A 24,587-nucleotide genomic window follows, 5' to 3' on the forward strand; every position below is an offset into this window, starting at 1 on the left:
CTCGACTCATGCAAAAACCAGAAAAGTTGCCCGTGACATTCGCCAAAAACGATGTAGAAATTATTGCACGAGAAACGCTTTATAGCGGTTTTTTTTCAATGGATCTTTACCGTTTCAGGCATCGCCTGTTTAACGGGGAAATGAGCGGCGAAATCAGACGCGAAATTTTTGAGCGCGGGCATGCAGCAGTCTTGCTACCCTTTGACCCAGTGCGTGACGAAGTTGTGCTGGTGGAGCAGATCCGCATCGCCGCTTATGACGTCAGTGAGAGCCCGTGGCTGCTGGAGATGGTGGCCGGGATGATCGAAGAAGGCGAAACGGTTGAAGACGTCGCCCGGCGCGAGGCGCTGGAAGAGGCCGGACTGGTGGTGGGTCGCACCAAGCCGGTGCTGAGCTATCTGGCAAGCCCGGGCGGTACCAGCGAGCGCTTGTCCATTATGGTGGGCGAAGTGGACGCCACGACGGCGGAAGGGATCCACGGTCTGGCAGATGAAAACGAAGATATTCGGGTTCATGTGGTGAGCCGGGAACAGGCTTATCAGTGGGTAGAAGAGGGGAAAATCGACAACGCAGCGTCTGTCATCGCCCTGCAATGGCTACAGCTGCATTATCAGACATTACGAAACGAGTGGAAAAAATGAAGCGCTATACGCCTGACTTCCCAGAAATGATGCGCCTGTGCGAAACCAATTTCGCACAGCTGCGCCGCCTGCTGCCGCGAAACGACGCACCCGGCGAAACGGTAAGCTATCAGGTGAGCAACGCGCAGTATCGGTTAACGATAACAGAATCAACGCGCTACACTACGCTGGTGGAGATTGAGCAAACGGCACCCAGCATTAGCTACTGGAGCCTGCCGTCGATGACGGTGCGTCTCTATCACGACGCGATGGTCGCTGAAGTGTGTTCAAGCCAGCAGATCTTTCGCTTCAAGGCGCGGTATGATTACCCGAATAAAAAGTTGCATCAACGCGACGAAAAGCATCAAATTAACCAGTTTTTAGCCGACTGGCTAAGATATTGTTTAGCACATGGAGCAATGGCGATTCCGGTTTGTTAGCGTCATAAACCTACCTAAGGACACCATTTGGAAAGCCTGTTGAACCTGACTGTTGCTGGTGGGGCGCCAGTCAGGATATTACAAATCACCGATACCCACCTTTTTGCCGAAAAGCATGAGACGCTACTGGGGGTTAACACCTGGGAGAGTTATCAGGCGGTGCTTAGCGCCATTCACGCTGAAAACCGTGCATGCGATCTGATTGTCGCAACGGGCGATCTGGCGCAGGATCAGTCCTCCGCGGCCTACCAGCATTTTGCTGAAGGCATCGCGAGCTTTAGCGTGCCTTGCGTCTGGCTGCCAGGAAACCATGACTTCCAGCCTGCTATGTACAGTTCTCTTCAGGATGCGGGCATTTCGCCGGCGAAATGCGTATTTGCGGGTGAGCAGTGGCAGATCCTGCTGCTTGACAGCCAGGTGTTCGGCGTCCCGCACGGTGAGTTAAGCGAGTTTCAGCTCGACTGGCTTGAGACCAAACTGGCTGCTGAACCTGAACGCCACACGCTGCTGTTGCTGCATCATCATCCTCTGCCGGCGGGCTGCAGCTGGCTCGATCAGCACAGCCTGCGCAACTCCGCAGCGCTGGATCGCGTGCTGGCGAAGTTCCCGCGGGTGAAAAATCTGCTGTGTGGGCATATTCACCAGGAACAGGATCTCGACTGGAACGGACGCCGCATGCTGGCGACGCCATCGACCTGCGTTCAGTTTAAGCCGCACTGCGCCAACTTTACGCTGGATACCATCGCGCCAGGCTGGCGCTGGCTGGAACTGCATGCCGACGGCTCGCTGACCACGGAAGTCTGCCGTTTGACCGGTGCAAAATTCCGCCCGGATACCGCTTCAGAAGGCTATTGATGTCTACGCTCCTTTATCTGCACGGATTCAACAGCTCGCCGCGCTCCGCAAAAGCGACACAGTTTCGCCAGTGGCTGAGCGAGCATCACCCCGACGTTGAGATGATTATCCCGCAGCTGCCGCCTTACCCGGCAGAGGCCGCTGAGATGCTGGAATCTATTGTGCTTGCGCACGGCGGCGAAACCTTCGGTGTGGTCGGTTCATCGCTGGGCGGGTATTACGCCACCTGGCTCTCACAATGCTTCATGCTGCCCGCCGTTGTGGTTAATCCGGCGGTTCGGCCATTTGAGCTGCTGAGGGACTTTCTTGGCGAAAACGAGAACCCCTACACCGGCCAGCAATATGTGCTAGAGTCACGCCATATTTACGATCTCAAAGTTATGCAGGTCGACCCGCTTGAGGCGCCGGATCTCATCTGGCTGCTGCAACAGACGGGTGATGAAGTGCTGGATTACCGCCAGGCAGTGGCGTATTACGCCTCCTGCCGCCAGACTATAGAAGAGGGCGGAAACCATGCTTTCACGGGCTTTGAGAATCATTTCACCCAGATTGTCGATTTTCTTGGACTGCACAGCCACTGACAATCAATGCGAATTGCTAGTTTAAATCATGACGCAAACCTATAACGCTGATGCCATTGAGGTCCTCACCGGGCTTGAGCCGGTTCGCCGCCGCCCGGGGATGTACACCGATACGACGCGCCCAAACCATCTGGGCCAGGAAGTTATTGATAACAGTGTGGACGAAGCGCTGGCGGGCCATGCCAAACGCGTCGACGTTATCCTGCACGCCGATCAGTCGCTGGAAGTCATCGACGACGGGCGCGGCATGCCGGTGGATATCCACCCGGAAGAGGGCGTGCCTGCCGTTGAGCTGATCCTCTGTCGTCTGCACGCGGGCGGTAAGTTCTCCAACAAGAACTACCAGTTCTCCGGTGGTCTGCACGGCGTGGGCATTTCCGTCGTGAACGCCTTGTCCAAACGCGTGGAAGTGAACGTTCGTCGCGACGGTCAGGTCTATAACATCGCGTTTGAAAATGGCGATAAGGTGCAGGATCTGCAGGTTGTCGGCACGTGCGGCAAACGCAATACCGGCACCAGCGTCCACTTCTGGCCTGACGAAAGCTTCTTCGACAGCCCGCGCTTTTCCGTTTCTCGCCTGACGCACCTGCTGAAAGCCAAAGCGGTGCTGTGTCCGGGCGTGGAAATCACCTTTACCGATCACGTTAACAATACCGCACAAACCTGGTGCTACGCCGACGGTCTGAACGACTACCTGTGCGAAGCGGTAAACGGCCTGCCAACGCTGCCGGAAAAACCGTTTGTCGGTAACTTTAGCGGCGATACCGAAGCCGTGGACTGGGCGCTGCTGTGGCTGCCGGAAGGCGGCGAGCTGCTGACGGAAAGCTACGTTAACCTGATCCCGACCATGCTCGGCGGTACCCACGTCAACGGCCTGCGTCAGGGGCTGCTGGACGCGATGCGTGAGTTCTGCGAATACCGCAATATTCTGCCACGCGGCGTGAAGCTGTCGGCGGAAGATATCTGGGATCGCTGCGCCTACGTGCTCTCCGTGAAGATGCAGGATCCGCAGTTTGCCGGCCAGACCAAAGAGCGCCTGTCGTCACGTCAGTGCGCGGCATTCGTCTCCGGCGTGGTGAAAGATGCGTTTACCCTGTGGCTGAACCAGAACGTGCAGGCGGCAGAGATGCTGGCCGAAATGGCGATTTCCAGCGCCCAGCGTCGTCTGCGTGCCGCGAAGAAAGTGGTGCGTAAAAAGCTAACCAGCGGCCCTGCGCTGCCTGGCAAGCTTGCGGACTGTACCGCGCAGGATCTCAACCGTACCGAGCTGTTCCTCGTGGAAGGGGACTCGGCGGGCGGATCGGCCAAGCAGGCGCGCGATCGTGAATATCAGGCGATCATGCCGCTCAAGGGTAAGATCCTGAATACCTGGGAGGTCTCTTCTGATGAAGTGCTGGCCTCGCAGGAAGTGCACGATATCTCGGTAGCGATCGGCATCGATCCGGACAGCGACGATCTGAGCCAGCTGCGCTACGGCAAGATCTGTATCCTCGCGGATGCGGACTCCGATGGTCTGCACATCGCCACGCTGCTGTGCGCGCTCTTCGTGAAGCATTTCAAAACGCTGGTGAAAAACGGTCACGTCCACGTGGCGCTGCCGCCGCTGTACCGTATCGACCTTGGCAAAGAGGTTTACTACGCGCTGACGGAAGAAGAGAAAGCGGGCGTGCTGGAACAGCTGAAGCGCAAGAAGGGCAAACCGAACGTGCAGCGCTTTAAAGGGCTGGGCGAGATGAACCCGATGCAGCTTCGCGAAACGACGCTGGATCCGAACACGCGCCGTCTGGTGCAGCTGACGATCAGCGACGAAGACGAACAGCAAACCAACGCCATGATGGATATGCTCCTTGCCAAGAAACGTTCGGAAGACCGACGCAACTGGCTGCAGGAGAAAGGCGATATGGCGGATATTGAGGCCTGATGCTGAAAAAGCCCTGCGATGCAGGGCTTTTTTTTGCCCGGTGGCGCTGCGCTTACCGGGCCTACGAGCGATCCCCTCTCCCCTTTGGGGAGAGGGTTAGGGTGAGGGGAACGCCCCGCACTGACGTCAAAACTCCATCTTCACCGTCAACTGCACTTCGCGCGGATCGCCAATCTGGTTGCCCAGGTTGTTGGTCGCAATGGACGACGTGTAGTAGGTCTTATCAAACAGATTTTTCACGTTCACCTGCAGCGTCACCGGATACTGTAGCTTCATTTTGTACGCCGCAAACGCATCCGCCACGAAATAGCCCGGCAGATAATAATCCGCGCCGTTGGTTGCGGAACGACGGCTTACGCCGTGCCCGCCGCCGCCCAGCGTCAGGGTATTCCCGGCAAACGCATTGTGAATATCGTAGGTCAGGAACAGGGAGCCGGTATGGCGCGGCACGTTTGGCAGCGGTTTGCCCGCATAGTCCGGGTCTTCCAGCACCTTCGCGTCGGTATAGCCGTAGCTGGCGATAATGTTGGTGTTCTCGGTCAGCGAGCCGGCAAGATCCACCTCCACGCCCTGGGAGCGCACGCGGCCCGCGGTTTTGGCGACGGTTTCATCACCAATGCTTTCGGTGTACAGCACGTTGCGCTTGTGGATATCAAACAGCGCGATATTGGCAGTAATGCCGTCGAACAGGTCAAACTTAGCGCCGATTTCATACGCGTTAGACGTTTCCGGCGGCAGGTCGCCGATGTAGCTCGCAATGGACGACTGCGGCATAAACGTCTGGGAATAGTTGGCAAACAGCGAGACCGCTGGGGTGAGCTTATAAACAAGACCCAGCTTCGGCGTCCACTGGTCGTCGCGGCTGTCGGTGTTCACGTTAAACGGACGGCCTTTCCCCGCATACTGGGTGTAATACTGATAGCGCATTCCGGCGACGGCGATCCACTTATCGGTCAGGTACAGCGCGTCCTGCGCGTAGGCGGAGTAGCTCTCCTGCTTGATGGTTTGATCGCTGTCGGATGCCGAGACGGTGGTGCACTTGCCGAGGCTGCCGTAGCTCGGGTTGTAAATATTGAAATCCTTAACGTTCTTACAGCGGATCATGTCCGTACGCAGCAGATCGTAATTCTCATACGACACGCCGGTCAGGATCTCATTGTAAAAGCCCGCGATGTCCACGTTTCCCTGTAGATCCGCGCGCGTCGTGTGCATACGCTGGGTCGAGCCCTGGGTCGCATCCACGCGGCGGGTCAGGTTGCCGGTTTTTGAATCGTAGGCCATCACGCGGGCCTGGTTATCGCTGTATTTATCCTGGCTGTAGCTGTAGTCGAACTTCGCGGTCCACTGGCTGTTGAGGCGATACTCCGCGTTGAGCTGAGCGAGATCGGACTGGCCGTCGGTCACGTTAAACGGTTCGTCGAAGCGGGTTTTGCGATCGACGTCGACGGCTTTTTTAGTGTTGAGATCGAAGATCGTTCCGCGATCGAACGGCGTTTTATAGTCGCGATGCGAATAGAGCACGGTCACAATGGCATCGTCGCCGAACCAGGTCAGCGACGGGGCGATAAAGGTGCTGCGTTCGTTGCCGAAATTACGCCAGTAATCCTCGTCCTGATATTCGCCCGTCAGGCGATACGCCAGACGCGTGCCGTCAATCGGGCCGGTAACATCAACCTGTCCGGTGCCGCCGCCAAAGCTGGACGAGGTAGCGGAAAGTGAGCCGCCGAAGGTCTTCTCCGGGCGTTTGGTGACGACGTTGATCAGGCCGCCGGGGTCGAGAATACCGTATAGGGTCGAGGCCGGGCCTTTCAGCACCTCCACGCGCTCGGTTGCGGCATTAAAGCTGCGCGGCAGCACGGTGCGCAGGCCGTTGGTCATGAGCGAGCCGTCGCGGTTCGCGCCAAATCCGCGGCGCACGAAGGCATCCTGCGTACCGCCCAGGGTGTTGGTCTGCACCACGTTGCTGACGTTATAGAGCGCTTCATCCAGCGTGGTGGCATGCTGATCCTCCAGCACTTTGTCGCTGACGGTATTGACCACCTGCGGGATGTCCAGCATCGGCATGTTGGTTAACGTCGCGGTGGAGGTATTCAACGGCTGATAGCCATTCGTGGCCTCCGCCGTCGTATTTGGATCGGCGGTGACGGTAAGCGTTTCGCCGTCTTTAGTCGCGGTGTTATCTGCTGCCTGCACCAGCGGCGCCATGAACAGCAGTGAAAAGAGCGCGCGCCCTTTTACCCCAGAGAGTGGAGGTGTGAACGTAGCCATTACATCTGTTATCCCGAAATATCCCGCGAATGACGTTTCGCGGAAAAATGTGTGAGTCATTGCCCTTTACGGTCTGTCCGTTAGCCACGGCGGGCATCGGACATGTAATTGAGAATCATTCAATCATGCGCGAATGTAGTAGTAAATGGAAAAAAGAAAAAATCGGCTACAACGTTTATCCGGGCGTATAAGCGCAGCGGGATAATTATTAACTTATTGAATTAAATGCTTTTGAAAGTCCTTTCTTGTTCATTCCCCCTTAGACTTATCCCTGGTTTTATCAGGGTGTTTCTTCTCTTGACTACTACATGGCGCAGCGTCAAACTCTCAAAAGAGAATGATTTTTATTTATATTTGTTGCGCTTTTTTATTACGTTGGCATTCACGTGGCTCACAACACAAAAAAACCGGGACTGGTTCTGGAGAACCTCTCTGCGGGCTATCAGAAAAAAATCATCGTTGATGATATCTCCCTTGCGATCCCACAGCAGAAAATGACGGTGCTGGTAGGGGCGAACGGCTGCGGAAAATCCACGCTGCTGAGCACCATTGCGCGTTTGCTTCAGCCGCTTGGCGGCGCGGCAGTTCTCGACGGCAAGGCGATCCACGAGCAGCCGACCAAAGCCGTCGCCCGCGAGCTGGGTATCCTGCCGCAGTCTCCGCTGCTGCCGGAAGGGTTAACCGTCTTTGAGCTGGTCTCGCGCGGGCGTTTTCCCTGGCAAAACTTTATGCGCCAGTGGAGCGACGAGGACGAGCTGGCGGTGGAAGAGGCCCTGCGTCTGACCGGAACGGCGGAGTTTGCCCATATGCCGGTGGAAAGCTTATCCGGCGGCCAGCGTCAGCGCTGCTGGATCGCCATGGCGCTGGCGCAGCAAACGCCGTATATCCTGCTTGACGAGCCCACGACGTTTCTCGATCTTCGCTATCAGGTGGAGATCCTGGAACTGCTGCACACCCTGACCCGCCAGCACGGACGTACCGTCGTGGTGGTGCTGCACGATCTCAACTTCGCCGTGAACTACGGCGATTCGCTGGTCTTTTTACGCCAGGGGAAAGTTGAAGGCGTATTGCATGAGGGCGATGCCTGCACGCCGGAGCTGATCAAAGCGGTGTTTGATGTCGACGTGCATATGTCCATAAACCCGTTGACCGGCAAGCCGTTCTTTATGCCGTTTCGCCAGAGCACTGTTCAGCCATGATACGCTCCTCTCTGGCCTTCCCGATCTCCGCACTGCTGCTGGCGCTGGGCGCTATTCTGCACCTGGGCATCGGCGCACGCTTCATCGCCCCGCAGACGGTGGTGGAGGCATTCTTCCATTTCGATCCGCGCAATTTCGACCATAACGTCATTATCAAATTAAGACTGCTGCGCCTCTGCGCCGCGATGGTGACGGGCGCCGCGCTCGGCGTGGCGGGCGTGCTGCTGCAGTCCGTGATCCGCAACCCGCTCGGCGAGCCGCATATTCTGGGACTCAACGCCGGGGCCGCGCTGGGGGTAGTGATTACCAGCGCGCTTGGGCTGTCGCTGCCGTTTGGTCGCCCGCTCGTTGCCGCCGCCGGTGCCGCCGCGCTGTTTTTGCTGGTTCTGATGTTCTCCTCGTCCGGTCGCACCGGGCTTACGCCGATGAAGGTCACGCTGTGCGGCGTGGCGATGTCGGCGTTTGCCTCGTCGATTACCGCCGCGGTGTTAATTCTCGATGAACAGACGCTGCTCGCCATGCGCACATGGCTGGCAGGGGACCTGGCCGGGATCAACGTGCAGACGCTCCGGAGCGCCCTTTGGGCCGCAGCAGCCGGTTTTGTTCTCGCCATCGGTCTGTCGCCCTCGCTCAACATGCTTGCGCTGGGAGACCGAATGGCGCAGGGGCTTGGCGTGTCGCTGCTGAAAACCCGCCTGCTCGCCCTGCTGGCCATAGCGCTGCTCTGCGGCGCGGCCGTCTCTATTGCCGGGCCGATTGGCTTTATCGGCCTGGTCGTGCCGCAGCTCATTCGCCGTCTGGTGTCGGTCGATTTACGCGTGATGGTGCCGCTGTCAGCCCTGTGCGGCGCGCTGGTTCTGCTGCTGGCGGATATCGCCGCCCGCACGCTGTTTACGCCCTGGGAGCTGGCAACCGGCATCATGACGGCCCTGGTCGGCGCACCCGTATTCATCTTTATGGCGTCGAGGATGTTCAAATGAACCAGGCCGGATTCCGCGCGATCCGTATTGGCCGTGTATCGGCGCTGGTTCGCCCGCGGGCGCTGGCGTGCCTGACGCTTTTGGCGCTGGTGGCGTTAAGCCTGCTGGGCTTTGGTCTGACGCACGGATCTCTGCCTGTTCCCACCTCCGCCATCGGGCGCGCGCTGTTTTCTCCTGAGAGTCTGACGGCGGAGACGCGCTACATCGTGATGGATATTCGCCTGCCGCGCCTGCTGATGGCGGTGCTGTGCGGCGCGATGCTCGGCATGGCGGGGGCGGCAATGCAGTCCATCACCCGCAATGGTCTGGCCGATCCCGGGCTTATCGGCGTGAAGGAGGGCTGTAGCGCGGCGGTACTGCTGCTGATTTTTCAGTTCCCGACGCTGGGCCTGGCCTGGCGTCCTCTGGTCGGCATGGCCGGTGGACTGCTTACCGCGCTGCTGGTTATCGGCCTGGCGCGCGATATCTCGCGCCCGCGGTTCATCCTGATCGGCATCGGCGTGTCGTGGGCGTTTGCCGCCGCAATGGGCGTCTTTATCACCACCGCCGACGTGCGGGACGTGCAGACGGCGATGCTGTGGCTGGCGGGAAGCCTGCATGCGGCAAACTGGACGCTGGTGGGGTTAGCCGCGCTCTGGGCTGCCCCCGCGTTTGCGCTGCTGCTTTTTACCGCACGGGCTGCGGACGTGGCGTTGCTCGGCAATCAGGCCGCCGTGGGCCTTGGCGTGCGCATAACCCGGCTGGCGCTGCTGCGGGTTCTCGCCCCGGTGGTGCTGACGGCGGCCTGCGTCTCGTGCGTGGGCGGTATTGGTTTCGTGGGGCTGATTGCCCCGCATATGGCGCGCCTGCTGCTACGCGGTGGGCAAATCGCGCTCCTGACTGGAAGCGCCGTGCTGGGCGCGCTGCTGGTGCTGCTGGCGGATAATGTCGGACGTCTGGCATTCCTCCCGCTGCAGCTGCCGGCGGGAATTGTGATTTCATTGATTGGCGGACCGTTTTTCCTGCTGCTGCTCTGGCAGCGTCGGGACAGATTTTAGGAGACTATGATGCGCGTAATGTTTTCGATGCTGTTGCTGGTGGGGTTCGCGGTGGGTGCGGCGGAGCCGACGCAGACGTTTACTGACGATCTGAACCGAAAAGTGGTGGTGCCGGTTCATCCGAAACGGATTGTCTCTTTACACGATCTGGATATCACCATTCCGCTGATTGAGCTTGGCGTGCCGCCGGTGGCAAGCCATGGCCGCACGCGGCCGGACGGCAGCCACTTTCTGCGCTCCAGCGGCATGTTGACCGGCGTCGACTTCGATAATTCCGACATTAAATTTATCGGCACGGCCGATATCGACATTGAAGCCATCGCCGCCGCAAAGCCTGACCTGATCGTTACCGAGCCGACCCGCAACACCCCGGTGGAACAGCTGGCGAAAATTGCCCCGACGGTGAGCATCGATCATCTCGACGGCGGCGCGCCGGAAATCTACCGCAAGCTGGCTCAGCTGACGGGAACGCAGGCGCGGCTTAAGGTTCTGGAGCGGCGCTATCAGGAGCAGATTAAGGCGCTGAAGGCGACTATTGATACCCGCAAGGTGACCGTGTCCGTGATTCAGGCGAATCAGGGAAAGATTAACGCCATGCACAGCTACCACTCGCTGGGCCGCGTGCTGCGCGACGCCGGGTTCACCTTCCCGCCGCTGATTGAGAGCATCCCGGAAGGAGGGCGCATCGACGTCAGCGCCGAGCGCCTGCCGGAGCTGGATGCCGATTTCGTCTTCGCCACCTGGCGCGGGGATACGGGCGGTAAACCGCAGGACGAGCTGGCGGCGATGGATGCGGTCATGCCGGGCTGGTGTCAGTTCCTGAATGCCTGCCGAACCGGGCATTACGTACTGATCTCGCGTGAAGAGGCCATCTCGAATTCGTACGCCTCGTTAGGGCTGATGGCCGCGCAGGTGCAGTCGCAGATTGCCGGACGTCCGCTGCCGGAGGCGACACGGTGATCCGCAAAGAGAAAGGGCGCGTGGATGTCTATGGCGACCGCTTTCGCGCGCGCGCGCATCAGCTGACGCCGCGTCTGCTGCAGGTTGCACGCTATATTCATGACAACCGAGAAGCGGTGATGGAACAGACCGCGATGGAGATCGCGACGCTGTTGAAAACCTCAGACGCCACGGTGGTCCGCGCCATTCAGGCGCTGGGTTTCGCCGGGCTGCGCGATCTCAAGCAAACGCTGGAGCAGTGGTTTGGTCCGGTGGTCACCTCCAGCGAAAAGATGTCCACCACGGTGAATACGCTCGCCAGCGACGTCAACGCGAGCATTGATTTCGTGCTGGAGGGGCATCAGCACACCTGCGAAGTGTTATCCGAGCCCCACAACCGCTACGCGATGGCCCAGGCCGTCTCTCTGCTGGCGCAGGCGAGGCAGGTCGCCATATTTGGCATTGGCGCCTCCGGCATTCTGGCCGAGTACACCGCCAGGCTGTTCAGCCGAATGGGGTTACCCGCCACGCCGCTTAACCGTACCGGAATAGGGCTTGCCGAGCAGCTGATTGCGCTTCAGCGCGGCGACGTGCTGGTGATGATGGCGCAGAAATCCGCGCACCGGGAGGGGCAAACCACGCTGCGTGAAGCGAAGCGTCTGGGCATTCCAACCATCCTGCTGACCAACGCCCTCGATTCGCGCTTCAGCAAGGAGGCCAGCGTGGTGATTCACGTTCCGCGCGGCGGCGAAAAAGGCAAAATTCCGCTCCACGGCACGGTGCTGCTGTGTCTGGAGATGATTATTTTATCCGTGGCCTCCACCGAGCCGCAGCGCACCATCAAGTCGATGAAGCGCATCAACGAGTTACATCGTGGGTTAAAACCGGGGAAGAAAAGCAGCTGATTTCCCCGGCTCGCGGATCACGCCTTAGGAATACGCAGCGTCTGGCCAGGATAGATTTTATCCGGGCTGGAGAGCATCGGGCGGTTAGCCTCAAAAATCTTATTGTACTTGTTGGCATCGCCGTAGACGGTTTTGGAGATAGCGCTCAGGGTATCGCCGGATTTCACCGTATAGTAGGTGGCTTCATCTTTGGCATCGGTCGCGGTGATGTTGTTCTCAACCTCGCTGACGCCCGCGATGTTCCCGACGGCGACCTGGATTTTTTCTTTCTGCTCCTGGGTCAGCCCGTCACCCGTCACGCTGGCTTTGCCGTCGGTAACGTTAACCTGAACCTTATCTGAACCGGGAATATTGAGTTTTTTGAGATGCTCGGTGATTTTGTCACTCTGGCCTTTATGATCGGTCAGGTTATCCCATAGCTTTTCGCCTGCTTCTTTCACGAAGTTAAAAAGACCCATTCCATCCTCCTGTTAATCATGAAGTCAGAATAAGCATAGCAGTTGAGTTTTAAGCTGATAAAAAACCCGGTAGCGCTGACGCTCACCGGGCCTGGTTCTGTTCGTCCTCTCCCTGTGGGAGAGGGCGGGGTGAGGGGAAACTTAAACCCCTTGCTCCAGAATGCGGATGTGGGTCTCCAGCACGTCACCCTTCACCGCATCGCTCCACGCTTTCATGTGAGGGGTCTGCAGGTGCGCTTCAAGGTGCGCGACGGTTTCCCACTGCTCAACCATGATGATTGAGTCTGGCGCGGTCGCCTGGAAGCTGGCGTCAGTGGCGGCATCCACCATCGGCGCGTAGCCGTGGCAGCCTTCTTCTTTCAGTACGGTCGGGATAATTTTCACGAACTGATCCAGCACCGCCTGACGGTGATGTTGACCTGGACGAGTACGGATTTCTGCGATTACGGTAAGCATGTTTACTACTCCTTTAATTCCAGGCTACCAGTTAAGCAAAAATTTTCGCGAGATGCTTGCGATATTCTGCGATATAGCTCGGGACGTCAGGCATTTTAATCACGTCGTTGACGATAAAGGTCGGCAGCGGATCCATGCCCAGGAACTGGTTAGCCTTGTGGAACGGCAGGTACGCGCCGTCGACGCCCACGCCTTCGAAGAACTGATCTTTATCGGTGAAGGCTTCCAGCGGGGCGTTCCAGGTCAGCGAGAGCATATATTTTTTGCCCTGAATCAGGCCGCCCGAGCCGTATTTTTTGGAGGCGTCAGAGCGGGTGCGGCCATCGCTGGCATACAGTGAACCGTGACCTTCGGTGAACACGTCGTCCATGTATTTTTTTACGGTCCACGGCGCGCCCATCCACCAGCCTGGCATCTGCCAGATCACCACGTCAGCCCACAGGAAGTTCTGCACTTCGGCCTTCACGTCGTAGTTGCTGTCCGCGCGCACGATCTTAACATCATGCCCGGCGTCGCGCAGGAAACCGTCCGCGACCTCGGTCAGGGTGTCATTCAGCTGGCCTTTAGAATGCGCAAATTCTTTTGCACCGTTGATAATCAGGATGTTGCTCATTATTTGTCCTCGATGATGAGAGTATGGCCAGTATTCTACGCGCGAGGACGGTGCGGTAAAATGAGCAAAATGTGCAAAGTCTTTTGCGTTAAACGCAATAATCCCTACCAGCTGACCTTCACTTCAAAACCGCCTTCAGGCGCATTGCTCAGCGAAACGCGCATCCCGTGCAGGGTGGCGATGCGTTTTACAATGGATAACCCCAGCCCGCTGCCCGTGGCATCCTGACCCGGCGGACGATAAAAGCGCTCGCCGACGCGCGCCAGCGCGTCAGGTGAAATGCCTGGGCCGTTGTCGCGCACGGTAAAGCCACGCGCGTCCAGCGTCACGTCCACCACGCTGCCGCGCGGACTGTAGCGAATCGCGTTATCCAGCAGGTTGCGCACCAGCAGGCTCATGAGGAGCTGCTGGCCCGTGCGTGTAACCTCTGGTGCATGGATGTTCAGGCGAAGATCAATGCCCGCCTGCTGCGCCGGATGCCAGATATCCAGCACGGCTGACTGCAGCAAGTCGGCCAGGGGAATCGGTTCGACATCGTCAAGGTTATCCAGCGAGTCCAGGCGCGACAGCGTGAGGAGTTGATCCACCAGCCGGGAGGCGCGGTCGATACCCGCATGTAGCTGCGAAAGGGCTTTGGACTGCGCCTCGGGATCGTCCTGATACAGCTGCGCCACGTCAGTTTGCACCTTCAGGGCCGCCAGCGGGCTGCGTAGCTCGTGGGCGGCATCGGACGTAAAGCGGCGCTCGCGGGTCATCATCTCCTGGGTGCGCGCGAAGAGATGATTCAGCGCGTCGAGCAGGGGGCGCACTTCCGTAGGAAGGCCCTCCGTCGTCAGTTTATCGGTGGCATCCGGCGAGCGGGAGCGCAGGGTCTGCGCCAGCTTTTTCAGCGGCTTCAGCTCCCGACTCAGGAGGACGATCAGCAGCAGCAACATCACGGGCAGCGCCACCAGCCAGGGGGTCAGCTGCGAGCTGACCACGTCCAGCGCCATCTCCTGGCGGTACTCCCACTCCTGGCCGACCACCACGCGGTATTTTCCGTCAGGTGAGGTTAGCCATAAAAAACGCCACTCGTCGTTGTCGCCCTGCAGCTGCCCGTTATCGAACCCGTCGCGGCGATAGTGGTACGGAATATCGCGTCCGTTTTCACCGTCGTTGAGGAGCATTTTGCCGTCGACGGCGTAAATGGCGAAAGCCAGCGCGTCGTCGTCCAGACGACCGTGCTTCACTTTTTTCGGGATCTCGCGCATGCGTTCGGGGGCGCGGATCTCGTCCAGATCCATCGTCAGCAGCCGTTTAGCAAACAGCATCTGCTGGGTATCGAACAGCTTGTCGAGCTTGTGGGTCGTCTGCTGCCAGGCGACCAGGCTGGCGGCAAACCAGGCCGTCAGAGAGAGCAGCAGGAAGAGAAGCGTCAGGCGCAGCTTCAGGCTCAGGCGTTGCGTCAGTTTCATGCGTTACCCAGGGTGTAGCCGATGCCGTGCACGGTGCGGATAAACTCGCTCCCAAGCTTGCGGCGCAAATGATGGACGTGAACCTCGATGGCGTTGCTGGAGACGTCGTCGTCCCAGGTATAGAGTTTTTCCTCGATCAGCTTTCGCGGCAGCACCCGACCGGCGTTACGCATTAACAGCTCCAGCAGCGCGAACTCTTTCGGCTTGAGCGTCAGCGGCTCACCGTCCAGCGTGGCGATGAGACGGGTCGGATCGAGCGTGACCTTCCCGTGACGCAGTTCGCTACGCGCCTGGCCGTGGCTGCGGCGGACCAGCGCTTCGAGGCGGGCACCCACTTCGATCAGCGCGAACGGCTTACAGAGATAATCATCCGCCCCAAGACGCAGTCCCTCGACGCGCTGGTTAAGCGCATCCCGCGCCGTCAGAATTAATACCGGCTCGCTGCGCCCGCTTTCGCGCCACGCGCGCAGAATGTCCAGACCGTCAATTTCCGGCAGCGTCAGATCCAGCACCACGGCATCATAGGGTGCAGAGGAGAGCGCGGCCTGGCCTGTTTTACCGTCGGTAAACCAGTCCACGCTAAAGCCCATTTTGCTTAGCCCCGCCTTGATACCGTCGCCGATTAACCTGTCGTCTTCTACCAGTAAAATACGCATGTTCCCTCCTTGATGCCGTCAGTAAACCCTCTGTAAGCGCCTGCTGTACAGCAATAATAAATAAATTTTTCCCTTAAGAAGTTGTTAAGGATTACCCTGTTAAATGGATTGCGAAACGACATTAAAGGGAGAGATGAAAATGAAAAAATTCGCTGCAATTGCTGCCATCATGATGATGACCACCGCGCCGGTCTTTGCTGCTCAGGGCGGTTTTACTGGCCCATCGGCCACACAGACCCAGACGCAAACTCAGCAGGGCGGTTTTGTCGATAACAACGCTAACCTCACCACCGCGGCAAAAGTGAAAGACCTGAAGGACGATGCCTGGGTGAAGTTGCGCGGGAACATTACCGAGCGCCTGTCCGATGACCGCTACACCTTCCGCGATGAGTCCGGCACGGTCGTAGTTGAGATTGACCACAAGCGCTGGAACGGCGTGACCGTCACTCCGCAGGATAAAGTTGAACTGCAGGGTAAAGTCGATAAAGACTGGAACGAGTTTGAAATCGACGTGAAGCAGGTTATTAAGCTGAACAAATAACCCGAAAAGGGCCGCCTGTGCGGCCCTTTTTCTTTGTGACTCAATTCATCAGATGAGGTAGTATCTGCGGCAATATTGCCTGAAACCCTTCGGTTTCTGAGTTGAGGAATCACACGTAATGAGCGATATGGCAGAGCGCCTCGCGCTACATGAATTCACGGAAAACGCCTACCTGAACTACTCCATGTACGTCATCATGGACAGGGCGTTGCCGTTTATCGGGGATGGCCTGAAGCCCGTTCAGCGCCGCATCGTCTATGCGATGTCCGAACTGGGGCTGAACGCCACCGCCAAGTTCAAGAAATCCGCCCGTACCGTCGGTGACGTACTGGGTAAATACCATCCGCACGGCGACAGCGCCTGTTATGAAGCGATGGTGCTGATGGCGCAGCCGTTCTCTTACCGCTACCCGCTGGTGGACGGGCAGGGGAACTGGGGTGCGCCGGACGATCCGAAATCCTTCGCTGCGATGCGTTATACCGAATCCCGTCTCTCTAAATATGCCGAAGTGCTGCTGGGCGAGCTGGGTCAGGGAACCGTTGACTGGGTGCCAAACTTCGACGGTACGATGCAGGAGCCGAAGATGCTGCCCGCGCGTCTGCCGAACATCCTGCTGAACGGAACCACCGGTATCGCGGTCGGTATGGCGACGGACATTCCGCCGCACAACCTGCGTGAAGTGGCGAAAGCCGCTATTACCCTCATCGAGCAGCCGAAAGCGACGCTCGACGAGCTGCTGGATATCGTGCAGGGGCCAGATTTCCCGACCGAAGCTGAGATCATCACCTCACGCGCGGAAATCCGCAAAATCTACCAGAACGGTCGCGGCTCCGTGCGCATGCGCGCGGTGTGGAATAAAGAGGACGGCGCCGTGGTGATCACCGCGCTGCCGCATCAGGTTTCCGGTGCTAAAGTGCTGGAGCAGATCGCCTCCCAGATGCGCAATAAAAAGCTGCCGATGGTGGACGACCTGCGCGACGAATCGGATCATGAGAACCCGACCCGTCTGGTGATCGTGCCGCGCTCCAACCGCGTGGACATGGAGCAGGTGATGAACCACCTGTTCGCCACCACCGATCTGGAAAAAAGCTACCGCATCAACCTGAACATGATTGGCCTCGACGGACGCCCGGCGGTGAAAAACCTGCTGGAGATCCTCACCGAATGGCTGACCTTCCGCCGCGATACCGTCCGTCGTCGTCTGAACCATCGTCTGGAGAAAGTGCTTAAGCGCCTGCATATCCTCGAAGGTTTGCTGGTGGCGTTCCTCAATATCGATGAAGTGATTGAGATCATCCGTACCGAGGACGAGCCGAAGCCGGCGCTGATGTCGCGCTTTGGCATCAGCGAAACCCAGGCCGAAGCGATCCTCGAACTGAAGCTGCGCCATCTCGCCAAACTGGAAGAGATGAAGATCCGCGGCGAGCAGAACGAGCTGGAAAAAGAGCGCGATCAGCTGCAGGCGATCCTCGCGTCCGAGCGCAAGATGAACACCCTGCTGAAGAAAGAGCTGCAGGCCGATGCAGACGCCTTCGGCGACGACCGTCGTTCTCCGCTGCACGAGCGCGAAGAAGCGAAGGCGATGAACGAGCATGACATGCAGCCGTCCGAGCCGGTCACCATTGTTCTGTCGCAGAGCGGCTGGGTGCGCAGCGCCAAAGGCCACGATATCGACGCGCCGGGGCTGAGCTACAAAGCGGGCGACAGCTTCAAAGCGGCGGTGAAAGGCAAGAGCAACCAGCCGGTGGCGTTTATCGACTCCACCGGCCGCAGCTACGCCATCGACCCGATTACGCTGCCTTCCGCGCGCGGGCAGGGCGAGCCGCTCACCGGCAAGCTGACGCTGCCGCCGGGTGCGACGGTTGACCATATGCTGATGGAAGCCGATGACCAGAAGCTGCTCATGGCGTCCGATGCGGGCTACGGCTTTATCTGTACCTTCAACGATCTGGTCTCCCGTAACCGTGCCGGTAAGGCGCTGATTAGCCTGCCGGACAACGCCCACGTGATGGCGCCGCTGGTGATCGAGAACGAAAGCGACATGCTGCTGGCGATCACCACCGCCGGACGTATGCTGATGTTCCCGGTCAGCGATCTGCCGGAGCTGTCTAAAGGCAAGGGCAACAAGATCATCAACATCCCGTCGGCGGAAGCCGCGAAAGGCGAAGATGGCCTGGCGCATCTCTTCCTCCTGCCGCCGCAGAGCACGCTGACCATTCACGTCGGCAAGCGTAAGATCAAGCTGCGTCCGGAAGAGCTGCAGAAAGTGGTGGGTGAGCGCGGTCGCCGCGGCTCGCTGATGCGCGGCCTGCAGCGCATCGACCGCGTGGAGATTGACTCTCCTGCACGCAGCACCGCGGGTGACAGCGAAGAGTAATGTCGTGATATCCCCCTCTGCCCGGAGGGGGAGTTTCAATAAAATTTCCCGTAAAATCGTTGTTAATTCGTGCGTTGCGATTAACAATACGCGCTCGTAATAAAGTCCTTACCTGGCCACAGGTGAAGTATAATTGTCAGCTGTTGGGGCTTCAGAGGTCGCTATGCTATATATTGTTCGTCTTATTCTTACCGTTATCTACTGCATTCTGGTCTGTATTTTCGGCTCTATTTATTGCCTTTTCAGCCCGCGTAATCCGAAGCATGTTGCCACCTTTGGCCATATGTTCGGTCGTCTTGCGCCGCTGTTTGGTCTGAAGGTTGAAAAACGTCTGCCTGAAGGGGCGGAGAATTTCGGTAACGCCATCTATATCGCCAACCATCAGAACAATTACGATATGGTGACCGCCGCAAATATCGTGCTTCCACCGACCGTGACGGTGGGAAAAAAAAGCCTGCTGTGGATCCCGTTTTTTGGCCAGCTGTACTGGCTGACCGGGAACCTGCTGATCGACCGTAACAACCGCGCGAAAGCGCACAGCACCATTGCGGAAGTGGTGAATCATTTTAAAAAGCGCAAAATCTCAATCTGGATGTTCCCGGAAGGAACGCGCAGCCGCGGCCGCGGCCTGCTGCCGTTTAAAACCGGGGCGTTTCATGCCGCAATTGCGGCAGGTGTTCCAATTATTCCCGTGTGCGTTTCCAATACTTCGAATAAGATTAATCTTAACCGCCTGAATAACGGGCTGGTGATTGTCGAAATGCTGCCACCCGTCGATACCAGCAAATACGGTAAAGACCAGGTGCGCGAGCTGGCAGCGCACTGCCGTGAGCTGATGGCTCAGCATATTGCGCAGCTCGACAAAGAAGTCGCAGAGAGAGAAGCCGCCGGTAAGATTTAATCCGGCGTTGAAGGGAAAACGAATTCCCGCGTTGTTAGTCGTTTCAGATGGAGCTTATATGTCACTCAGTCGGCGTCAGTTTATTCAGGCTTCCGGGATCGCCCTTTGTGCGGGTGCGATGCCGCTGACAGCCAGCGCCGCCGGGCAGCAACAGCCGCTGCCTATTCCGCCATTAATTGAATCTCGTCGCGGTCAGCCGCTTTTCCTGACGCTGCAGCGCAGCCACTGGTCCTTCACCCAGGGGACGCGCGCGCCGGTCTGGGGCATTAACGGACGTTACCTTGGGCCGACCATACGCGTGTGGAATGGCGATGACGTAAAGCTCATCTACAGTAACCGCACCCCTGAAAATGTCGCCATGACCATCAGCGGCCTACAGGTGCCCGGCCCGTTGATTGGCGGCGCGGCGCGAATGATGTCACCCAGCGCCGACTGGGCGCCGGTTCTGCCGATTCGCCAGAGCGCAGCCACCCTGTGGTATCACGCCAACACGCCTAACCGTACGGCGCAGCAGGTTTATAACGGCCTGGCAGGAATGTGGCTGGTGGAAGATGAGGTCAGCAAATCCCTGCCGATCCCGAACCACTACGGCGTGGATGACTTCCCGATTATCATCCAGGACAAGCGTCTGGATAATTTCGGTACGCCGGAATACAGCGAGCCGGGCAGCGGTGGCTTCGTCGGCGATACGCTGTTGGTCAACGGCGCGCAAAGCCCGTATGTCGAGGTCTCGCGCGGCTGGGTGCGCCTGCGCCTGCTCAACGCGTCCAACTCGCGCCGCTATCAGCTGCAAATGAGCGATGGCCGTCCGCTGCACGTGATCTCCGGCGACCAGGGCTTTTTACCGGCCCCGGTGTCCGTCAAACAGCTGGCGCTCTCGCCGGGAGAACGTCGTGAAGTTCTCATTGATATGACCAACGGGGATGAAGTGTCTGTCACCTGCGGTGAAGCGGCCAGCATTGTGGACCGCATTCGCGGGTTCTTTGAACCGTCGAGCATTCTTGTCTCGACCCTGGTGCTGACCCTGCGCCCGACCGGTCTGCTGCCGCTGGTGACCGATAGCCTGCCAATGCGCCTGCTGCCGCAGGAGATCATGAGCGGCTCGCCGGTGCGCAGCCGTGATATCAGCCTGGGCGATGACCCGGGCATCAACGGCGCGCTGTGGGACGTCAACCGCATCGACATTACCGCGCAGCAGGGCACCTGGGAGCGCTGGACGGTCCGTTCAGATATGCCGCAGTCGTTCCATATTGAAGGGGTGGCATTCCTGATCCGCAACGTCAACGGTGCGATGCCGTTCCCGGAAGACCGCGGCTGGAAAGATACTGTCTGGGTGGACGGCCAGGTTGAACTGCTTGTCTACTATGGTCAGCCTTCGTGGCCGCACTTCCCGTTCCTGTTCCACAGCCAGACGCTGGAGATGATGGACAGGGGCTCCGTGGGGCAGATGCTGATCAACCCTGCGCCATAATCCTGACATTCCCGGTTCGCCGGGAATGGTTTATGCCCGCCAGAAAAAGCGCGAGAACAGAATCAGCACCGGGTAAATTTCCAGACGCCCCAGGATCATCGCCGCGCACATCAGCAGTTTTGCCCCCTCTGTTAACGTGCCAAACGTCGACGCCGTCTCCCCAAACCCCAGCCCCATGTTGTTGATGCAGGCGGCGACCGTTGCGAATGCGGTGAACAGGTCGTAGCCCATCAGATTGAGCGACCAGACAAAAAAGCCCGTGATCATGACGTAGAGAAAAAAGAAGCTCCATACCGAGCGCAGGACGCGTTCATTCACTACGCTTTTGCCCACCTTAATGCTCAGCAACGCTCTCGGATGCGCCAGCTGGTTCATCTCCTGAATACTCTGCTTGAACATAATGAGAAAACGCAGGGCTTTGATCCCGCCGCAGGTCGAGCCTACGCAGCCGCCAAAAAAGCTGGCGCTCAACAGCAGGAAAATGGTGTGTGCGGGCCATTGGGCATAGTCGGCGGTCGAAAGGCCGTTATCGGTCATCATCGAACTGGCAAGGAAGAAGGCGTGCACCAGGCTATCCGTGGCGTTGTACATCCCGGCATGCCAGACCTGCCAGGCGGTGATGACAATAATCACCGCGGCGGCGCTCAGAAAGAATTTAACCTCCGGGCTGCGGCGAATCGGTTTCAGGGTGCGTCTGACAATGGCGACGTACCAGAGGGTGAAGTTGAACGCGGAGAGCAGTGAAAACGCCCCGGCGACCAGCTCAATCGCGTGGCTGTCATAAAACCCAATGCTCTCGCTGCGGGTGGAGAACCCGCCCAGCGACACGGTCGACAGCCCGTGACAGAGGGCGTCAAAAAATGACATTCCCGCCAGCCAGTAGGCCAGGGTGCAGGCCACGCCCAGCGCGAAGTAGGTCACCCACAGCGTGCGCGCGGTATCGGCAAGGCGGGGAGTCAGACGCTCCTCCTTGAACGGCCCCGGCATCTCTGACTGATAGAGCTTCATGCCACCAATGCCCAGCAGCGGCAGGACCGCGACGGCCAGCACGATGACGCCTAACCCGCCAATGAAATTCAGCTGTGCGCGGTAATAAAGGTACGACTTAGGCAGGGCGCTGACGTCCCCGATCACCGTTGCCCCGGTGGTGGTGATCCCGGAAACCCCTTCAAAGAGCGCGTCGGCAAAGGAGAGCCGTAGCCCGTCATCCATCCAGAGCGGCATGGCGCTAATGAATGAAAACAGCAGCCAGAACAGCACGATAATCACAAACCCGTCGCGGGTGCGCAGCTGTATGCCGGCGTGACGGGTTGCCCGCCAGGTTAACCCTCCGAGAGTAAAAAAGGTTAAAAAGGTGGTCAGAAAGGCAAAGTAGGTCCGCTCTTTATTCAGCAGGGCGATAACCATCGGCGGCAGCATGGAAAGGCTGTACAGCAGAACCAGAAAACCGCAGAGGTGAAGGACAACCCGCAGCTGGGATACATGTAACGAATCGTTGGGCTTCACGACAGAGCTCCGCGCAATAACACGTTCCGGGGCAAATCACCGGAAAATATAGTGAATATTATGATTCAAAATTATCAGGGCGCCGTATTTTAACGACTTCCCCGAATATCTGCCTGCTTCATGCATCCTTTTCTTCAAATCTGGCGGATGAACAGCGTATAATCCCGCTCCTTTTGTCTATTTTTTCTTCGGAAGCATTATGAGCGCAATTTCCCTGATCCAGCCGGATCGTGACCTCTTCTCCTGGCCCCAGTACTGGGCGGCCTGCTTTGGACCGGCGCCATTCCTGCCGATGTCCCGGGAAGAGATGGACCAACTGGGCTGGGACAGCTGCGACATCATTCTGGTCACGGGCGATGCCTACGTTGACCATCCGAGCTTCGGTATGGCCATCTGTGGCCGTATGCTTGAGGCGCAGGGCTTCCGCGTGGGGATCATCTCCCAGCCTGACTGGAACAGCAAAGACGACTTTATGCGTCTGGGTAAACCCAACCTGTTCTTCGGCGTGACCGCAGGCAACATGGATTCGATGATCAACCGCTACACCGCCGACCGTAAGCTGCGCCATGACGATGCCTACACGCCGGATAACGTGGCGGGCAAACGCCCCGACCGCGCAACCCTGGTCTATACCCAGCGCTGTAAAGAAGCCTGGAAAGACGTGCCGGTGATCCTGGGCGGCATCGAGGCGAGCCTGCGCCGCACCGCCCACTACGACTACTGGTCAGATACCGTACGCCGCTCGGTGCTGGTGGATTCCAAAGCCGATATGCTGATTTACGGTAACGGCGAGCGTCCGCTGGTGGAAGTGGCGCACCGTCTGTCGCAGGGTGAGCCGGTTAGCAGCATCCGCGACGTGCGCAATACCGCCATTATGGTGAAAGAGGCGCTGCCGGGCTGGAGCGGGGTGGATTCCCGCATCATTGATATGCCGGGCAAAATCGACCCGATCCCGCACCCGTACGGCGAAGATCTGCCGTGTGCCGATAACAAGCCGGTTGAGCCGAAAAAAGCGGAAGCGAAGGCTATCGTTGTGCAGCCGCCGCGCCCGAAACCGTGGGAAAAGACCTACGTGCTGCTGCCGTCCTACGAGAAGGTGAAAGCCGACAAGGTGCTCTACGCGCACGCGTCCCGTATTCTGCACCATGAAACCAACCCTGGCTGCGCCCGCGCGCTGATGCAGAAGCACGGCGAGCGCTTTATCTGGATCAACCCGCCGGCGATCCCGCTCTCCACCGAAGAGATGGACAGCGTCTTTGCGCTGCCGTACAAGCGCGTTCCGCACCCGGCGTACGGCAACGCCCGTATCCCGGCGTATGAGATGATCCGCTTCTCGATCAACATCATGCGCGGCTGCTTCGGCGGCTGTTCGTTTACTCTTGTTTTTATGTATTTAGAGTTAAACTCTACTTTTCTATTTTTAGAATTCAAGCTATTCATCGTAATTGAGAGATATCCTTTTAATGTTCAGCAAGCCTGTTAAAAGCACTTTATCTGAACCGCGTTTTGCCTAAATCCTGCTCAATATATACTCTCCCTGAGTTCTGAAATCCTCAAATTCCCCAATCTTAAAGCATTGATACATAGATGATGTCAGATAATGCGCAATCATCTCACCGCCAATATGGATCCGTTCCGGGTGTGGGTATGTCGCCTGTATAGCCCTTTGTTCATTCATCATTACAGGAATTGTCTGCAACAAATCCCCATCCAAGATTTGGCACTCAGGTTTTACTCCTGTTCCGTATTGTAATTGCTCTGATTCGAAATCATGGACTGAGCGATAGGCGAACGAAACGATATTTCCTGTTTCCTCGCAAATTGCGAACTGATAAACACTGGTTGTCACCGTTGAAGAAGAGGGAATTGCATGGTCATGCTTGTATTGTTTCCACAGCCTCCTTAGACAGGCCGATGTATGATAATTGAGATTTTGTATACCTGATACGACCATTCTGGTTGATGCTTCAAGCAACCAGGTGTTAGAAAATCCACCTGCCCCCGTTCCTGCTATGATGGTTCTTAGCTGGGGGATGTAACCTGCTTTGGAAACAAAAGATAACGGCTCCCCATTATCGGTGACGGCAAGGGTATCTGTTACAATCAGTGCTTGTGCTTCGTCTGTATAAAATATCAGTGATGACATATTTTCCTCATCCAGAAAAGACATTACATGAATCACAGAACAGGTCACTACAACCACGTGAAAGGGAGTCAGACCATTTTCCAGAGGTAAATATATTCTTGTGTTTGGACGCGTTGCGGTTCTCTGTAAAAAATATATAGCACAAACAAAAGTCCCCGCAGGGATAAATATAGTTATATGCGCTTTTTCTGCTGGCTTTTACAATTGAAAGTGACAGGTAAACGAAATGTGTTACAGGTTTCTTTTGCTTTTCGTTGGGTTCT

22 protein-coding genes and 1 pseudogene are annotated in these 24,587 nt (G+C 57.8%); 15 read left to right on the forward strand and 8 right to left on the reverse strand.

Annotated elements, in window-relative coordinates:
• Positions 1-8 precede the first annotated feature (8 nt).
• Genes nudF through parE form a run of 5 tightly spaced genes read left to right on the forward strand, consistent with a single transcriptional unit; the run spans position 9 to position 4,417 of the window.
• Positions 9-641 carry an ADP-ribose diphosphatase gene (gene nudF, locus AC1VYI_RS05115; protein ID WP_008502974.1) on the forward strand — a complete coding sequence of 211 codons (633 nt, stop codon included), beginning with the start codon at positions 9-11 and terminating at the stop codon, positions 639-641.
• Positions 638-1,060: a DUF1249 family protein gene (locus AC1VYI_RS05120; protein WP_003862516.1), complete on the forward strand. Its 423-nt coding sequence runs from the start codon at positions 638-640 to the stop codon at positions 1,058-1,060. Before nudF ends, AC1VYI_RS05120 begins: the two co-directional genes overlap by 4 nt.
• A 27-nt stretch (positions 1,061-1,087) precedes the next feature.
• On the forward strand, positions 1,088-1,915 hold the full coding sequence (gene cpdA / locus AC1VYI_RS05125; RefSeq protein ID WP_023309202.1) for a 3',5'-cyclic-AMP phosphodiesterase: 828 nt from the start codon (positions 1,088-1,090) through the stop codon (positions 1,913-1,915).
• A complete protein-coding gene (gene yqiA / locus AC1VYI_RS05130) occupies positions 1,915-2,496 on the forward strand; it encodes an esterase YqiA (RefSeq protein WP_008502976.1) in 582 nt (193 codons plus the stop codon). The genes cpdA and yqiA overlap by 1 nt, the downstream gene beginning before the upstream one ends.
• Positions 2,497-2,524: 28 nt before the next feature.
• Positions 2,525-4,417, forward strand: coding sequence for a DNA topoisomerase IV subunit B (gene parE, locus AC1VYI_RS05135; protein ID WP_029740698.1), 1,893 nt, complete (start codon positions 2,525-2,527; stop codon positions 4,415-4,417).
• Between the two features lie 126 nt (positions 4,418-4,543).
• On the opposite strand, the gene AC1VYI_RS05140 is transcribed toward parE, so the two are convergent.
• Positions 4,544-6,685, reverse strand: a complete 2,142-nt coding sequence (locus AC1VYI_RS05140) for a TonB-dependent siderophore receptor (protein WP_226484297.1) — start codon at positions 6,683-6,685, stop codon at positions 4,544-4,546.
• Between the two features lie 386 nt (positions 6,686-7,071).
• Here AC1VYI_RS05140 and AC1VYI_RS05145 point away from each other — a divergent pair, with 386 nt between their 5' ends.
• From AC1VYI_RS05145 to AC1VYI_RS05165, 5 genes are read left to right on the forward strand one after another with little or no spacing between them, the layout of a single operon-like run.
• A complete protein-coding gene (locus AC1VYI_RS05145; protein WP_029740700.1) occupies positions 7,072-7,884 on the forward strand; it encodes an ABC transporter ATP-binding protein in 813 nt (270 codons plus the stop codon).
• Positions 7,881-8,864 (forward strand): FecCD family ABC transporter permease, encoded by a 984-nt coding sequence (locus AC1VYI_RS05150; RefSeq protein ID WP_134867150.1) that lies wholly within the window; start codon positions 7,881-7,883, stop codon positions 8,862-8,864. The genes AC1VYI_RS05145 and AC1VYI_RS05150 overlap by 4 nt, the downstream gene beginning before the upstream one ends.
• Positions 8,861-9,901, forward strand: a complete 1,041-nt coding sequence (locus tag AC1VYI_RS05155) for a FecCD family ABC transporter permease (RefSeq protein WP_134867151.1) — start codon at positions 8,861-8,863, stop codon at positions 9,899-9,901. The genes AC1VYI_RS05150 and AC1VYI_RS05155 overlap by 4 nt, the downstream gene beginning before the upstream one ends.
• 9 nt (positions 9,902-9,910) lie before the next feature.
• Complete coding sequence (locus tag AC1VYI_RS05160) at positions 9,911-10,861, forward strand: iron-siderophore ABC transporter substrate-binding protein (protein ID WP_226484295.1); 951 nt, start codon at positions 9,911-9,913, stop codon at positions 10,859-10,861.
• Entirely contained in the window at positions 10,858-11,745 is an 888-nt protein-coding gene (locus tag AC1VYI_RS05165) for a MurR/RpiR family transcriptional regulator (RefSeq protein ID WP_023309195.1), read from the forward strand. Before AC1VYI_RS05160 ends, AC1VYI_RS05165 begins: the two co-directional genes overlap by 4 nt.
• Before the next feature lie 17 nt (positions 11,746-11,762).
• On the opposite strand, the gene lysM is transcribed toward AC1VYI_RS05165, so the two are convergent.
• The 5 genes from lysM to qseB form a co-directional block, all read right to left on the reverse strand.
• On the reverse strand, positions 11,763-12,203 hold the full coding sequence (lysM, locus tag AC1VYI_RS05170; RefSeq protein ID WP_023309194.1) for a peptidoglycan-binding protein LysM: 441 nt from the start codon (positions 12,201-12,203) through the stop codon (positions 11,763-11,765).
• Between the two features lie 141 nt (positions 12,204-12,344).
• Positions 12,345-12,659: a putative quinol monooxygenase gene (locus AC1VYI_RS05175; RefSeq protein WP_023309193.1), complete on the reverse strand. Its 315-nt coding sequence runs from the start codon at positions 12,657-12,659 to the stop codon at positions 12,345-12,347.
• Positions 12,660-12,690: 31 nt separating this feature from the next.
• Entirely contained in the window at positions 12,691-13,272 is a 582-nt protein-coding gene (locus AC1VYI_RS05180; RefSeq protein WP_134867152.1) for an NAD(P)H-dependent oxidoreductase, read from the reverse strand.
• 104 nt (positions 13,273-13,376) lie between these two features.
• Complete coding sequence (gene qseC / locus AC1VYI_RS05185) at positions 13,377-14,726, reverse strand: quorum sensing histidine kinase QseC (RefSeq protein ID WP_226484293.1); 1,350 nt, start codon at positions 14,724-14,726, stop codon at positions 13,377-13,379.
• On the reverse strand, positions 14,723-15,382 hold the full coding sequence (gene qseB, locus AC1VYI_RS05190; RefSeq protein ID WP_045356056.1) for a quorum sensing response regulator transcription factor QseB: 660 nt from the start codon (positions 15,380-15,382) through the stop codon (positions 14,723-14,725). Before qseB ends, qseC begins: the two co-directional genes overlap by 4 nt.
• Before the next feature lie 139 nt (positions 15,383-15,521).
• Between qseB and AC1VYI_RS05195 the strand changes: the two genes are divergently transcribed.
• The 4 genes from AC1VYI_RS05195 (at position 15,522) to ftsP (ending at position 20,672) form a co-directional block, all read left to right on the forward strand.
• Complete coding sequence (locus AC1VYI_RS05195; RefSeq protein WP_023309189.1) at positions 15,522-15,923, forward strand: YgiW/YdeI family stress tolerance OB fold protein; 402 nt, start codon at positions 15,522-15,524, stop codon at positions 15,921-15,923.
• A gap of 118 nt (positions 15,924-16,041) precedes the next feature.
• Positions 16,042-18,300: a DNA topoisomerase IV subunit A gene (parC, locus tag AC1VYI_RS05200; protein WP_023309188.1), complete on the forward strand. Its 2,259-nt coding sequence runs from the start codon at positions 16,042-16,044 to the stop codon at positions 18,298-18,300.
• A 163-nt stretch (positions 18,301-18,463) separates the two neighbouring features.
• Positions 18,464-19,201 (forward strand): 1-acylglycerol-3-phosphate O-acyltransferase, encoded by a 738-nt coding sequence (plsC, locus tag AC1VYI_RS05205; protein WP_023309187.1) that lies wholly within the window; start codon positions 18,464-18,466, stop codon positions 19,199-19,201.
• A 58-nt stretch (positions 19,202-19,259) separates the two neighbouring features.
• On the forward strand, positions 19,260-20,672 hold the full coding sequence (gene ftsP, locus AC1VYI_RS05210) for a cell division protein FtsP (RefSeq protein ID WP_023309186.1): 1,413 nt from the start codon (positions 19,260-19,262) through the stop codon (positions 20,670-20,672).
• Positions 20,673-20,702: 30 nt separating this feature from the next.
• On the opposite strand, the gene AC1VYI_RS05215 is transcribed toward ftsP, so the two are convergent.
• A complete protein-coding gene (locus AC1VYI_RS05215) occupies positions 20,703-22,178 on the reverse strand; it encodes a TrkH family potassium uptake protein (protein ID WP_023309185.1) in 1,476 nt (491 codons plus the stop codon).
• Positions 22,179-22,377: 199 nt separating this feature from the next.
• Here AC1VYI_RS05215 and AC1VYI_RS05220 point away from each other — a divergent pair.
• A pseudogene (locus AC1VYI_RS05220) lies at positions 22,378-23,553 on the forward strand (YgiQ family radical SAM protein); the annotation flags it as partial.
• Between the two features lie 135 nt (positions 23,554-23,688).
• On the opposite strand, the gene AC1VYI_RS05225 reads toward AC1VYI_RS05220, so the two are convergent.
• Complete coding sequence (locus AC1VYI_RS05225) at positions 23,689-24,324, reverse strand: hypothetical protein (RefSeq protein WP_012477419.1); 636 nt, start codon at positions 24,322-24,324, stop codon at positions 23,689-23,691.
• Positions 24,325-24,587: the final 263 nt, after the last annotated feature.

The organism is Enterobacter sp. QK-SA4 (assembly GCF_056856775.1).